Genomic DNA, 14,927 nt, shown 5'->3' with positions numbered 1-14,927 from the left:
TCGCGACCGAAATAATTGAGTATTTTTACTCGCGCTTGGTCTCTGACGATTCACTTTTACCCCCTCACTGCGTGTATGTGCCAGTTGGGGGTGCGGAATGTGGGCTGTTACTGTACCTCATCTTTCGCTCGAAAGGCTATAAATCAAGAAATCTTTGTAGTTTGCGACGACTTTCGGTAGTATTTGGGTAAGGGAATATTCGCACGAGTCTCTCTAACCTCACTTCCTTCTCAGATTGTATCAAGGGGAGCAAGATTCTGAGTAGAATAAACTGGACTGGTGTCAGTTGTCTTTGTAAGTGGGTCTAATAAAATGTTGGTAACATTATTTTTGGGATAGGCTAGCGTGTAACAATTCGGCTGCCAATCTTTTTTTAGCATAACCGGGCTAAATGTTTACAATCTCTGGGTTTGGGGCGGATTGTCACCCCCCCAGACATTTGCCGCTTATCCTTAAAAAAAAGCGATCTTTTGGTTTAAGTAACACTCTTACGAAGCATAAATTTGCCTTTGAAGCAAATTTATGCTTCAAGTGAGAATTATCCCCAAATCCTGAAATATTTAGTAGATGAGCGCTATCCTCATGCCAAAGTGATTAGTGTGGTTCAAGATAATCTTAATACTCATGTCAAAAGTGCTTTTTATGAAGCTTTTCCTCCTGAATAAACTAAACGCCTCACCGACAAATTAGAGGATAGGAGCAACTGACTGAATTGGAGGTGGGTCGAGCGAACACTCCGCAGAAGAAGGGACATCAGGCAGTTGGCTTTCAACAAGCCGCAGAGGAGGATATAGGTATGCCAAAAAGGTTGTCAATATCATCGATAAGCCCAGGAAGACGAACAGCAGATCGATGCCGCGACCTGTTCCTACGCCAATGATTTGTCCAAGGCTTGATGCTAAAGGACTATCCGTTGTCATTAAAGGTTCAAAAACATAGTCATCTAACGGTCCGGCTAGTAGAGCCGCCAAGGGTAGACATGACCGGGCTACCATCCGTCTAAGGGCAAAAACTCTTCCTTGAACCTCGGGTGCAACTTTTGTTTGCCAGATAACTTGGAGACAAGCACGGATAACTGGGGAACCAAATAAGAAGAGAAAACCACCAATACATAAAAAGAATATGGAACTGTGTAATCCCACAGCCATGATAGACACAGCCATAAATATAGCAACCCCAAATACAGTATTAATGCGCTGAGCTGGACCTTTCCAAATAATCATCAGCAAGCTACCAGCGAGCATACCTATGCCGCTAATCGACTCGACAGTACCCAGCACCACAGGAGAGAACAACTCTAGTATTAAAGGAGGGAACAAGACAGTTATTAATCCCGTAAACAAGTTAATAACCGCGAAAAAAATAAGTATTCCGACTAACCCTGGTCTCGTGGTAATGTAGGTGAAGCCGTAGACTAATTCTTCCCAAAGCGCTTTTATGCTAATTTCTTGCGTAGTGGTCTCCAACTCTGGAAACCGGACACAAAGTAAACTTAATAGCGCAAAAATGAAAGTAGCGAGGTCGAGGAAAATAATACCCCTCAATCCTATTGTTCCTAGAAGAACACCAGCGATCGCGGGAGATAGGATTTGAGCGACGCCTTCTCCTGACTGAACCATGCCACTGGCGCGACTCAACTGTTCTTTGGGAACTAACAGGGTAGTTGCCGCAGTATAAGCAGGCCATTGGAAACTGCTAAATAAGGAATTTAGCGCTGTAATCACATATATGTGCCAGATTTGAAGCGTACCAGTGGCTACCAAAACAGCGATCGCCAGCGTACACATACCGCTACCACAATCACTAAGAATCATCGTCCAGCGCCGACTCCACCGATCCACTAGAGTGCCGGCTATAGGAGAAATTACCACTAGAGGTAGAGTGGCGCACAGAGTGATCAGGGCGAACTGCGTGACAGACCCTGTGTTTTGATAAACTCTTACGCCCAAGGCAAAGCTGGTAAGAGTCGAGCCAATCAGGGAGATTAGCTGACCGAACCAGATGAAGGTAAAGACTTTCATTTTTTCCTTTGTAAATCTTTCACATCTGTAAATAAATGATACATTAATACCTGCGGGGCTACAACTTTGGCTATAAACTACTCTTAATAAGCTTTTGGACTTGGTTATCGCGCTGATAATAAGGACGAAGATGAAGGCTTAATGCCATCAATTGCTCGGTTGAATGAAGATTTTAAGCTATTCCACCCGAGATAAAGGTTATTACAGAGACTCAACAGAAATCTTTGCAATTTCCATCATCAACTTCTCGAACTCGTTTTGACTTAGCTCCGCATCCGGAAAGCTATATATACTGTAACCTCCTGTTTCTTCATCTGTCAAAAGTCTTAAATTACTTAGCCGGCGTTCTGGTTCTGCTACAATACTTTGTAGAAGTGTTTGAAAACTCTTTAGCATTTGAACTATTGTCGATGCCTCAAATAAATCTGTTTTATATCTCAACCGACCTTTTATGCCTTCTGGTATATATTCTAGAATAAATTCTAAATCAAAAATCGCAGTTGGGTTCTCGAATTCCAGCGTTCGCACTTGCAAACCAGTTAATTCTAATCCTTCAACTGCCGTATTTTGCAGAGTATACCATACCTGAAACAAAGGATTACGACTCAAATCTCGTTTTACATTAAGTTCTTTTACTAGCTTTTCAAAAGGAACATTCTGATTTTCGTATGCTTCTAAAGTTACTTGACGCACCCGAGTTAATAATTCCAGAAAACTTGGATTTTCATCCAAATTAAGCCGCAATACCAACGTATTAATAAATAGTCCAATGAGTGGCTCTGTCTCTTTAGGGTAACGGTTGGCGATCGGAGAACCAATAACAATGTCTTCCTGAGAACTGTAACGAAACAATAAAGTTGCTAAAGCTGCTAACAGAATCATATAAAGAGTAGCTCCAGACCTCTTACTGAGATTTTTGAGCTTTTCAGTTACCTCTGCGCTTAACTGAAATGTCTCGCTATCTCCTTGCATACTATCTACTAGAGGACGGGGGCGATCTGTCGGCAATTCTAGCAATGGCGGTGTTCCAGCGAGTTTTTGTTTCCAATAGTCTAGCTTGGGTTTTAGGATATCTTCGTTAAGCCACTGGCGTTGCCAAACCGCAAAGTCAGCATACTGAATTGGTAAGTCTGTTAAAGGTGAAGGCAAGTTTTTTGCAAAGGCTTGATATAAAGTAGACAATTCATTAACAAAGATTGCTGTAGACCACCCATCAAAGACAATATGATGCATGGTAATGAGCAGAATGTGAGATTCTGAACCTAGTTGCAACAAACTACTCCGCATCAACGGGCCGTTGGCTAAATCAAACGTTCGTGATATTTCTTCAATAGCTAACCGTCGCGCTTGGGAAGCTTTTTCCACTTCTGAGTAATGCTGCAAATCGATGACAGGTAATCTTACAGTTAAGCCGGGGTCGATCGCTTGGACTGGTGTACCATTGACTAACTTGAAAGTGGTACGCAATATCTCATGACGCTTAATGATTTCAGCTAAGGTTTGTTCTAGAGCTTTGACATTTAAGTTGCCATTTATCTCTAAGACCGTTGACAAATTATAAGCAGCGTTACTTCCTCCTTCTAGTCTATCTAGAAACCAAAGTCGTTGCTGAGTCCAACTTAAAGGTAGCTCTTGAGTTCGGGAAACTGGACGAATAGAAGGAAATGTTTCTTCTAAAGCCCCTTGCTCCTGTTGCTGCAAGTATGCTATCAGGTCTTGCTTGCGAGCTGTCAATTCAGCCTGTAATTCTGGTGTGAGCATTCCCTTCGGCGCATTACATCGCAGGCGAGCCCCTTCTACCCAAACTTTGATGTCCTGCTTTTGCAAATCTAATAAAAAATCCGAAGTGCTTTTCATATTAAATTTCTATTTCTTCTCTATCTGTTATATTGCTTGTGTCTTTGAGTCCCCGCTCGGCAGAAATCATTCCTTCAATATGATTAGCCATCTGGGTAATCGTAGGGGCTTCAAACAAACTAGCCAAAGATAATTTTACAGAAAAAACTTCCCGCAATCTAGCAATGACTTGCGTAGCCAGCAAAGAATCGCCACCTAAATCTAAAAAGTTATCATGAACCCCCACTTGGTCAATTCCCAAATAATCTTGCCATATTTTAGCCACCTTTTTCTCAACGTCGGTGCTAGGGGCTATGTAAGCACTATTGAGTTGGGGGCGAGGATGGGCAACTGAGGATACTGGTGCTGCTGATTTTGATTCTTTTAAGAAAATACCTCCGGCAGTCTGTGTCGCTTGCTTTAGCCTTGTTGTCAAATCGACGGTAGATACTACAACCTGGGGTAGGTTAGCGCCCAAAATTCGTCTAAAAACTTCTAAACCTTCTTTCGGCAGTATCCCTTGACTGAGCTCTCTTTCACGACTGCGGTAATTGACATCCGCAACAGAGACCCGGTCATTTTTTCCCTGACTTTCCTGACTTTTATGTTCCGCCAGCCCCGGGAAAGACACCACAATCTTCCCGATATGTTTAGCCCGCGCCATATATGCGAAAGCCTCATTCACGGACATTGCCGAGAATACCTTAACCGGAAGCGGACTAAAACTCCCTTTGTCAAATTCTTGCACGATATCTCGAAAAATAGAACTAAATTTTGGAAGTTCAGGCCCCACTAACAGCGCAAATAAAGATAAACCTTTTTTGAATGGTTCTAGACCGAATTGACTATTACTGTATATATCCCGCATCCCTATTTCTATGAAACGTCCGTAGGGAGCCATAATCGCAAAGTTCTTTGCTATAAATTCTCCAGCTAAGCAATTCAAAATGACATCTACACCTTTACTGTTGGTGTATTGCATCACTTCATCAGCAAAATCCAGAGACCGGGAATCCATAATATATTCTATCCCCAGTCCTTGCAGAAATGCGCGTTTTTCTGGGTTGCCAGCCGTTGCCAAAATTTCTGCTCCCACCCACTGAGCCACTTGTACAGATGCCATTCCCACGCCTCCTGTGGCAGCATGAATAAGAACTTTCTCTCCACGTCGTAGCCTTGCCAATTCTATTAAGCCATAGTAAGCAGTCATAAAGGCTACTGGTATTGTTGCGGCTTCTTCTATACTGAGAAATTTGGGTTTTTTAACAATTAATTCTGTAGAACTTCTTAGATACCTACTAAAACAGTTGGAACCAAAAGCTATGACTTCGTCTCCAATTTCAAATCCTTCAACTTTATCTCCCAAGTTGACTATTTTTCCAGCACATTCCAAGCCAAATCTAACAGGTACATCCGGTTCCACCGGCATCATCCCCAATGCTCGGAGTACGTCTTTGAAATTCAGACCCGTTGCCAGAACCTCTATTTCTACTTCACCATATCCGGGTTGGACGCGGGGGACTGACTGAAATTTGAGAGTGTCCAGTAGTCCTAGTTCGGCAATTTCCAAGCAAACGTTTTCACTTTCCTGAAAAAACTGTTCTTTTTCCGTTTTTGGTTCTATCTCTATCATATTTCAATATCTAGTTAAGTGTAAGTATTCAGCCGTCACTTTTCATCTAATCTTTTCATCAAATCAAACCTTTTACCGATCAAATTCATAATTCTTAACTGGCATTTTTGTTTCGTAATCAACGACTAAAGTTACCGCACTATACTATCATGATAGTAAGCTGAAATACTTAGAACTGGCATCTTAACAACTTTAGATTTGTGTGAATAAGCCTGCTAACAAATAGGTACTGCAAAGTATCTTACCCCAGATTTTAATGGTATTATTTGCTGCCATCGATCTTCCTGAGAGTATACTCTTCAATGTCCACTATTACCACTCCCATTTCGTCTGCGATGGTAACATTCATTTTCAAACTGGACGATTTACCATCAACTGGTTGTCGTGTAATATAGCTGTAGACTTTTTCTGGTATCGCTCTAGTGACTTTGACTTTTTTATAAGAAAACGGCAGGTAAGCGCCATCTTGATTTTTCAAGCCCATGAAACCGGTAGCTGTGTCTAATAAAGCTGGGTGTAATTTATAGTCTTTGATGTCAGATATAAACTTTTCGTTCAGTTCCAGAAAGGCTAATCCCTCATTTTGACCAAACTTTACCCATTTTACATTGTCCCATCTGGGACCGAATTCTATCAAACTTGCTTGAGGTTTCTCTACTATAATGGGTGTTTGTTTGTGTTCTAGACATTTTGCTTCTAGTTTTTGGATCGCAAGTTGCGTAGGTTTCTCTACTTCTAGGCTGACAATTTCTCCAACACAATGTTTTTGCCACTGCTCTGAATCGGAATTCAATTTGCTAACTATCTCGAATTCCCACTCATTTCCATTTTTAGTAATAATCGTTCTGACTTCTTTCTCTTCGTCTGATTTCACAGTTAATGGAGTCAAGAAAAATACTTCTCGCAGTTCAACGGTTTCGCTATGAGTGAGGTGTTCAAAAGCCGCTCTCGCTATTTCTAAGTATGCAGTTCCTGGAATAGTTGCTTGTCCCATGACCAGATGTTCTTGGAGTATCCAGTTTTTACTGATACTCATGTTAGATATGTATATTTTTTTGTTGCTTTCATCTACTCCCATAACGCTATCGAATAACGGGTGAGCGATCTGCGAGTAATTGGCTTTTGTTCCTGTTGATTTTTCTGCCGTCGCCGCTGCCATACCAACTTCTTGCCAAGCATCCCAGTTTATAGATACTGTGAATTTACCTTTGGAGTTTTTATACTGAGCGAATGCGTCGAGAAAAGCATTGGCAGCACAATAGTCAACTTGACCCAGTACAGGGATAACGGAATTTAGTGAAGAAGTAACAACAAAGAAATCTAGCTGAGTATCTTTGAGAAGGGCGTCGAGAATGAGAGTACCCCTTACCTTGGGAGCGAGAATTTTTTCAGCCATTTCTCGCGTTTTTTGCTGAATCAAGCCGCCACCAGGCACTCCGGCGGCGTGGATAACTCCGTTGATTTTACCAAAATGTTGCTTTGCGTGGCCGATCGCCTTTTGCATCTGTTGAAAATCAGCAACGTCTGCACGCAAAGGTAAAACTTCAGCGCCAAATTTTTCCAGTTCTTGCAATTTCCGAATTTTGCAACTAACGTTTTCTGCTGAGTCATGAGTCGCCAACCACTCTGACCACTCGTTTCGTTCTGGAAAAGCCGATCGCCCGATCAGAACCAGTTTTGCTTGTACTGTCTGCGCCAGATATTCTGCTAATACCAGTCCCATACCTCCCATTCCGCCTGTTACTAGATAGACTCCTCCTGCGGTTAATCGTTGTATCCCCTCATTTGGTTTGTCTTCCAAGGGTATGGGTGTAAAAGTTTGTACCCAACGATGCTGTCCTCGGTAAGCGATCGCTTCATCAGAGGAAGGAATTTTCAACTCGGTCATCAGTTGGTCTATCGTTTCCTGATACTGTTCGCTTCCTGCTTGAGGAATTTGTATATCAATACTCCGACAGTTAAAAGTAGGATATTCCTGGGGGATGGTTTTCACCTGTCCTATGATTGTTGCCTGTTCTGGACGCAACCGTTCTTGTCCGGTCACATTTTGCAAATTATTGGAGACGACTGCGAGTTGAAAATCATCATTTAAGTTCTGTTTACCTAATGCTTGAGCGAGAAACAGCAGACTGTAAAAGCCTCGATCTAAAACTTCTTCAATTCCCTCCCAGTCGCATGGGGGGCGGTCATCTCCTACCAAACTCCACAGATGCACGATTGTCTTGGGAATGGACGGTAGTTCTGCGAACAATCTTTCATAGTCCTTGATTTCTCTTGGATTAATAGCATACAAGCCCTCGTGCAGCTTGGTAAAGGATTCCCCAATCTTAACCGCGATCGCCTCTCGACTTTGTGCTTGTAGCTGTTTTGCCAGTTGGTCGCCCAAACCATATTCATCAGTAAACACTAGGACGCTAGCTGGTAGTTTGTCCTGTTTAGCGGCCCCGGGCAGAGACCTGTTCCAAGACGGGGTGTAAAACCAATCGGTAATATCTTGCTTTTTACCTTCTTCACCTGACCCGTTTGATTGACTAACCTCCTGTGGTTTTTGAGGTGAAATCCAGTAACGCTGGCGTTCAAAGGGATAGGTAGGCAATGGCAGACGATGGCGTCGCTCCCTACTGTAGAATTCAGACCAATCCACCTTTACTCCAGCCAACCATAACTTGCCCAAAGTATCGAGCAGAAAAGCTAGATCTGCCTGTTCTTCTTGAGGGTGGCGCAGCGACGTTAATACTAGCTGCGCTGCAGGCTTATCTGGATGTCTTTTAGCTAGGGTACTCAAGGTTCGTCCCGGTCCCACTTCTAGCAATACTCGATCGGGATCTGGGAATAAATTTTGCAAACCTTCTTCAAATAGCACGGTTTCACGCAGATGCCTTACCCAATAGTTAGGATCTGTCGCCTGGGTTACTGTAATCCATTTGCCAGTCAGGTTGGAGATGTAGGGAATTTTTGGAGGCTGAAGGCTAACTTGTTTTACCCGCCTTGCAAAGCCGTCTAACATCGGGTCCATCATCCAGGAATGAAAAGCATGGGAAGTTTGTAGGCGACGACATTGAATATCTTGAGATGCGAGTTGTTTTTCTAAAGCATCGACTGCTGCTACCGGACCTGAAACTACGCAGCTAGACTGAGAGTTAATTGTTGCTAATGATAGTTCTGTTCCCAATAAGGTTTGTACTTTTTCTTTAGGCATAAAAATGGAAAGCATAGCACCGATGGGCATTTGCTGCATCATTTCCCCACGGGCTGCCACTAAAGATAGGGCATCTTCTAATGAAAAAACCCCTGCTATACAAGCTGCTACATATTCTCCAATACTATGACCGATCGCCGCTTCTGGGTGCACTCCCCAAGCTTGCCATTGCTGCGCCAAGGCATATTCTATTACGAATAAAGCTGGTTGTGCTATTTTTGTTTGTTTGAGTTCTTGGGCTGCAACCTCCGCTTTTTCCGCACTCGGATAGAGTACCAGGCGCAGATCGATTCCTAGTTCCGGCAGTAATAATTCCGCGCAGCGATCGACTTGCTCCCTAAAGATTGATTCGCTGTCGTATAATTCACGCCCCATATTAATATACTGAGAACCCTGTCCAGAAAACATGTACACGACAGGTCGTTCTTTTGGTTCGATATTGCTGGTAAAAACTTGTGTAGGTTCTAATTTACTGAGGGCGATCGCCGCTTCATCAAGCTGCTGACAAACAAGCATGCGTCGGTGGTTGAATGCTTGGCGACCCATACTCAGAGTATATGCTGCGTCCGCGATGTTCAGTTCCGGTTCTTGCTGGAAATAGGCTGCTATATCTTTTGTTCTTTGCTCTAAGGCATCACTTGTTTTGGCTGAAATGACTAGAATTTGCCAGGGACGTGATTCTCCTGATGCTTCGGTCGGTAGCGCTTCTTCTAAGATAATATGGGCATTAGTGCCTCCAATCCCAAAGGAACTGACCCCAGCGCGGCGCGGAAAACCATTAGTTTCCCATTTTGACAAGCAATTATTAACGTAGAAAGGACTATTTGCAAAATCAATTTTAGGGTTTGGCTTTTCAAAATGTAAGCTAGGAGGTATTATCTTGTTCTTCAACGCTAATACCGTTTTAATCAAGCTCGCGACACCAGATGCTGCATCTGTATGGCCTATATTAGTTTTGACTGAGCCGATCGCGCAGAAGTTTTTCCGATCCGTCTTTTCCCTAAAAGCTTGTGCAAGTGCTGCTATTTCAATGGGATCGCCCAGATTTGTTCCCGTGCCGTGAGCTTCGATATAAGTAATTGTTTCTGGATCGACCCCTGCCACGGCCTGAGCTTCCGCAATAACCGCTGCTTGACCGTCTATGCTAGGAGCTGTATAGCCTATTTTCAAGGAACCATCATTATTAATAGCCGAGCCTTTAATTTTCGCGTGAACGCAGTCTCCATCGGCGATCGCATCTGACAGTCGTTTAAGAACAACAATTCCTACACCATTTCCGCCTACAGTCCCTCTTGCTTGGGCATCAAAAGCACGACAATGTCCATCTGGCGATAAGATCATTCCTTCTTCATACAAGTGGCCTACTTTGTGAGGAACTCGCGCCGACACCCCACCTACCAAAGCCATATCGCATTCACCATTCAACAAACTTTGGCAAGCCAGATGCACTGCTACCAATGACGTAGAACACGCCGTTTGCACGTTGATGCTCGGTCCCTTCAAGTTCAGCTTATAAGACACTCGCGTTGGCAAATAGTCTTTATCGTTGGCTGTCACAAGTTGGTGCAGATTAACTAACTTCAATATATCTGGATTTTGATAAATATTATTAAGTAAATAAGTGTTGATACCTACCCCTGCATAAACGCCAATTAGACCATCATAGATTTCTGGGTTATAACCTGCCTTCTCTATTGCCTCCCACGCACATTCTAAAAACATACGTTGTTGCGGATCCATTAACTTAGCTTCGCTGGGACTAAAACCAAAGAAACTGGCATCGAACATATCTATCTCTGACAGCACTCCACCAGCTCTTACATAGTCAGGGTTACTCAACAACTCTGCTTTTACACCTTCAGCTAACAACTCCTCATCTGAGAACCTAGAAATTGACTCGACACCAGAGAGCAGGTTTTGCCAATATTCTTCGATATTTTTTGCCCCAGGTAAACGACATGACATGCCGATTACTGCTATTTCTAAATCATTCATGTAATACCAATAAAAAAATTAAACATTTTTTTGATCCAGTCATATTTTATTACGACAGGATTAACCAGGTAATTATATGATGCCTGACTGCCTCTTATAAAAATTTTAGTAAATATTTACAATTTCATAATAATGTACATAATGTACATATATGTATATTTTTTGGAAAACCTCAACTATAACACGTTTGCATCATTTCAATAAATTTTATTTAATAGCGTTACGAGTAACGCGACTACTAATTGCATTTGTATAGTCGAGTAAGGGCAAACGGCAGTTCGCCTAGTATTGGGACATAATTTACAGATTACGACGGTGAAAAATATAACTACAGGTAGTATAATACCCAATGGCAGATGTGTTGCGTAACTTCCTCTCCCCAGAGCCCCCGCTGTAAATTAAATTGCTAACTACCACTTAGTATAAGATGGGTACTGCCCATTTTAAGTTTAGAGGGTTAGTGTCAGTCCTGATTCAGTAAAAAAATCTCATTTTAAGTTCCCAGTCAAATGACAAAACTGATTATCCAAATTCCCTGCTACAACGAAGAAGAAACACTAGGTATAACTCTGAAAGAACTGCCGCGTCAGTTATCTGGAGTCGATACCGTCGAATGGTTGGTAATCAATGATGGCAGTCGCGATCGCACAATAGAAGTAGCACAATCCCACGGAGTAGATCATATCGTCAGTTTCCCCCAAAACCAAGGTCTCGCCAAAGCTTTTATGGCCGGACTAGAAGCATCTGTCCAAGCTGGGGCAGATATTATTGTCAATACAGATGCAGACAATCAATACTGTGCCGCTGACATTCTCAAATTAATTCAGCCTATTCTTCTGGAAGAAGCAGAAATAGTAGTAGGGGCTAGATCGATTGAGACAAATACTGAATTTTCTCCACTGAAAAAGCTGCTGCAAAAACTTGGAAGTTGGGTAGTACGCATTGCTTCTAATACCGATATCCCCGATGCCCCTAGCGGTTTTCGTGCTTTCAGTAGGAAAGCCGTTATGCAAATCAATGTTTTTAATAATTATACTTACACCATTGAGACAATTATCCAAGCAGGGCAACAAGGAATAGCAATTACTTCTGTACCGATTCAAACAAATCCGGCATTACGGCCATCTCGTCTAGTGCGAAGCAATTGGAGTTATGTCGTGCGATCGTTTTTTACCATTCTCCGCATTTTCACGCTGTACAAGCCCCTATACTTCTTTTTTTTATTGGGAAATATCCCCTTAAGCATTGGTACTGTTTTAGGGATTCGCTGGCTGATATATTTCTTTATGGGAAGCGAAAGAACCCGCCTTCCCAGCTTAATTCTTGCTGCTATCTTGATTCTAATTGGGTTTCAACTATGGATCTTTGGTCTCGTTGCCGACTTAATAGCAGCTAACCGGAAACTACTCGAAGAAATTCAACGGCAAAGTCGTTGGAATAAATGCTCAAGTTAAATTAATTCACAAGGAAAGGTTAATAAAAAATGGCCGAGCGACAATCTATATCGAAGACAGGAGCGACAAAAATTATATCTTTAATTGTTAGTTTATTGATTCTGGTAGCCATCTACTGGAAAATAGACTTGCATGAATTAATAAAGGTATTTAAGAATTGTCAGGGTAGGTGGATGGTAGTTAGCCTAGGCATGGTTGTGCCCCTAACAATGTTGACTTCTTGGCGACTACAACAACTAATGCCAAGAGGACAAACTTTAGGATTTGGCGAAGCCAATCGCTTAATCCTAGCGTCTAGCGTCTTAAATATGTTATTACCCTCAAAAATGGGGGACATTGCCAAAGCTTATTTTATGAAGCAGCGAGGACATTTAGATGGTTCCCTGTCTCTATCTTTAGTTGTTTTTGAGAAAGCTTGCGATTTATTATCATTGCTACTCTGGTGTGCATTTGGTTTAATAATTTATCCTGCAAAAGATTGGTTGTTTTGGCTAATGACTAGCAGCGTTGCTTTCGGACTATTAGCAGGTATTTTATTACTGAGTTCCTCAAAAATTGCTGAGATTTTTTTCCAAAACGCGGTTAAAATAGCCCCAAATAAAATTGCTTCTAAACTAGAAAATTTGCAGATATCTTGGCTGGAAATGCAAAATTATTTCTGGAGCAACAAAGCTCAATTAGCTAAGATAACTATTGTTTCTATCTTAATCTGGTTTTTACACCTATTACAAATTTGGCTATTTATCCTAGCACTGGGGGCATGGACACCGTTTTTAGCAAATCTAGCCCTTTCACCCCTAGCAATTTTAGCAGGTTTACTGCCTTTAACTTTTGCGGGAGTTGGAACTCGCGACGCGGCTTTGATCTTTTTTTATCAGCCCTATTTCGATGCCCCTACATCTGCGGCATTAGCCCTACTTTGTACCTCACGATATCTGTTACCAGCCCTGGGCGGTTTGCCCTTTTTGGGAGAATTTTTACTAAAAGACTCTCCAGAGTATCAAGAAGTATCTCAAGGGTAAAAAGGAAAAAATGAAACATTTATTTTACTTCTAAGGTTGATATCCATTTAACGTAATTACTTTCCTCTATTTCGCGACAAATCCATTCATCTGCTTGGGGAAAAGACGATCTGATCAGCGCACCTTTACCATTATCTTCAAACCTAGGCGGCAAGAGAACGTGAACGCGCAGAGGGATGCTAGTATAAAAAGCTTGCCGATGTAAATTTGTATCTTGTAAACCTCCGTAAAAATCAGCATGGGTAATGATTGCTCTTCCTGGTAAGTCTAATGCCGCAACCGGATCTGGTAGATACCAGATATCTGTTTGCTCGTTAAAATCTTTGACTAATTCTGTCCGAACCTTAGCTAAGTCTTGAGAAGCTAACCAAGGGTTATATATTTGGCTGGAAGCTGGCGTATAATTAACGGATGTTTCTCGCGCCTTAATAAAAATAGATGTACTACTATAAACCAGAGGAATAACAATATAAAAGATTGCAGCAATACACAAAGAAATTTTGATAAAAAAGCTATCATACTTTTTGTTCCATAGTTCACATCCTGATTGTAAAGCTACAGGTAAAATAGCCAGACTTGCTGCGGTTACATGACGTGCTTCGTAACTAACAGTTGCACCAACTGACCAAATACCAAATATAGCTGCCATACTGGTAAAAAATACAATTTTAGCTAATAAGCTGGCTTCTGATACTGCTCGCTCCTGACGACGTAAAATCAACCATAACAATACTATCCCTCCGGGAATACCGATTAAACCTATCCAAAGCGAATTTGGAGCAATCGAAGGTTGAAAATTAAGGATCAAAGTTTTCCCTAGTAATTCGGCATCGGTCATAGCTAGTGCAGGATTAGCTATCAAATAGATAAAGCTTTGCCATTTTAAGCCAATTATTTTAGCTGTAGCTGTAATAAGATTTGCTGTTTTCGCTAGATTTTGGTTAACTAAGCTGAGAGTTAACAAGGGAATAGCAGAAAATAAGCAGACTAATAGATAAGGTGTTAGTTTACTATTTTTTTGCTGTAGTGAGTTATTAGTAGCACATTGAAATCCTAGATAAATCAACGTTCCTAATACAATAAATAAGAGTGAGTATTTTAGAATAAAGCCCAAGCCGATAATTAAGCCCATGACAGGAGAAATGATTAAAACTTTTACCCAATTTTTAATATAAATAGTTTCATTTTTCCAAAATTTACTAAATTGATAAGTAGCTAACAGCAACCAAGGAGCATAAGCAGAAACTAGCACTTCGGCAGAATACTGAAACAAAGCATGATTGCCATAGCGCAGACTAGGAATAGCAACAGCCAGAATTCCCCCTATCCAAATAGGAAGATCGAACAGAGAAAACCAACTGATCCAACCTAGAGAACCTAAAACAAAGCTGGCGATCGCAATTATGCGGATACTCATACCCACTGGTATTCCCTGTGCCATCAGTGGATAGGTTAGCAAATTAGTTCCTGGAGGCCACCAAGTAATCCATATAGCCTCATTAACAGCAAGGTCATTATAACTAGGTCTTACTAGATGATTAAACGAAGGGGAGTCTCCAGCAATAAACTGTTGTAACGCCTTCATCTGCCACGCAGAATCGCTATAAAGACTCTGAGGATTCTTCAAAGCCACGAATACTAACAATAAACTTGAAATGCTCGTGAGAATAATAAAAATTAACCGAGATTGTTTCATATATTTAGAGGATGTTTTAAAAGTTGAGAACCGAGGAAAAACAAGTCTCATACTATACCGATAAACTGATT

General features: G+C 41.6%; 7 protein-coding genes and 1 pseudogene. 3 read left to right on the top strand and 5 right to left on the bottom strand.

Annotated elements, in window-relative coordinates; genetic code table 11:
• Nucleotides 1-548 precede the first annotated feature (548 nt).
• Nucleotides 549-662: pseudogene (locus QUA99_RS01630) on the top strand (IS630 family transposase); the annotation flags it as partial.
• A 24-nt stretch (nt 663-686) separates the two neighbouring features.
• Here QUA99_RS01630 and QUA99_RS01625 read toward each other — a convergent pair.
• The 4 genes from QUA99_RS01625 to QUA99_RS01610 form a co-directional block, all read right to left on the bottom strand.
• Complete coding sequence (locus QUA99_RS01625) at nt 687-2,021, bottom strand: MFS transporter (protein ID WP_333234674.1); 1,335 nt, start codon at nt 2,019-2,021, stop codon at nt 687-689.
• Nucleotides 2,022-2,222: 201 nt separating this feature from the next.
• A complete protein-coding gene (locus tag QUA99_RS01620; RefSeq protein ID WP_333234673.1) occupies nt 2,223-3,878 on the bottom strand; it encodes a condensation domain-containing protein in 1,656 nt (551 codons plus the stop codon).
• A gap of 1 nt (nt 3,879) precedes the next feature.
• On the bottom strand, nt 3,880-5,490 hold the full coding sequence (locus tag QUA99_RS01615; protein ID WP_333234672.1) for a zinc-binding dehydrogenase: 1,611 nt from the start codon (nt 5,488-5,490) through the stop codon (nt 3,880-3,882).
• A gap of 262 nt (nt 5,491-5,752) precedes the next feature.
• Nucleotides 5,753-10,684: a type I polyketide synthase gene (locus QUA99_RS01610; RefSeq protein WP_333234671.1), complete on the bottom strand. Its 4,932-nt coding sequence runs from the start codon at nt 10,682-10,684 to the stop codon at nt 5,753-5,755.
• Between the two features lie 509 nt (nt 10,685-11,193).
• On the opposite strand from QUA99_RS01610, the gene QUA99_RS01605 reads away from it, so the two are divergent.
• Entirely contained in the window at nt 11,194-12,138 is a 945-nt protein-coding gene (locus QUA99_RS01605) for a glycosyltransferase family 2 protein (protein WP_333234670.1), read from the top strand.
• 29 nt (nt 12,139-12,167) lie between these two features.
• Nucleotides 12,168-13,160 (top strand): lysylphosphatidylglycerol synthase transmembrane domain-containing protein, encoded by a 993-nt coding sequence (locus QUA99_RS01600; RefSeq protein WP_333234669.1) that lies wholly within the window; start codon nt 12,168-12,170, stop codon nt 13,158-13,160.
• A gap of 19 nt (nt 13,161-13,179) precedes the next feature.
• Here QUA99_RS01600 and QUA99_RS01595 read toward each other — a convergent pair whose 3' ends face one another.
• A complete protein-coding gene (locus QUA99_RS01595) occupies nt 13,180-14,856 on the bottom strand; it encodes a hypothetical protein (RefSeq protein WP_333234668.1) in 1,677 nt (558 codons plus the stop codon).
• Nucleotides 14,857-14,927: the final 71 nt, after the last annotated feature.

Origin of the sequence: Microcoleus sp. F10-B2, from assembly GCF_036704965.1 — a bacterium.
GTDB lineage: Bacteria > Cyanobacteriota > Cyanobacteriia > Cyanobacteriales > Microcoleaceae > Microcoleus.
Note: the sequence above shows the minus strand (reverse complement) of the source record. Positions and strands in the feature narration are given on the sequence as shown.

Bases quoted from the DNA above. Each gene is read 5' to 3' on its own strand.
- QUA99_RS01625 (WP_333234674.1), bottom strand. From the start codon at position 2,021: ATGAAAGTCTTTACCTTCATCTGGTTCGGTCAGCTAATCTCCCTGATT.
- QUA99_RS01620 (WP_333234673.1), bottom strand. From the start codon at position 3,878: ATGAAAAGCACTTCGGATTTTTTATTAGATTTGCAAAAGCAGGACATC.
- QUA99_RS01615 (WP_333234672.1), bottom strand. From the start codon at position 5,490: ATGATAGAGATAGAACCAAAAACGGAAAAAGAACAGTTTTTTCAGGAA.
- QUA99_RS01610 (WP_333234671.1), bottom strand. From the start codon at position 10,684: ATGAATGATTTAGAAATAGCAGTAATCGGCATGTCATGTCGTTTACCT.
- QUA99_RS01605 (WP_333234670.1), top strand. From the start codon at position 11,194: ATGACAAAACTGATTATCCAAATTCCCTGCTACAACGAAGAAGAAACA.
- QUA99_RS01600 (WP_333234669.1), top strand. From the start codon at position 12,168: ATGGCCGAGCGACAATCTATATCGAAGACAGGAGCGACAAAAATTATA.
- QUA99_RS01595 (WP_333234668.1), bottom strand. From the start codon at position 14,856: ATGAAACAATCTCGGTTAATTTTTATTATTCTCACGAGCATTTCAAGT.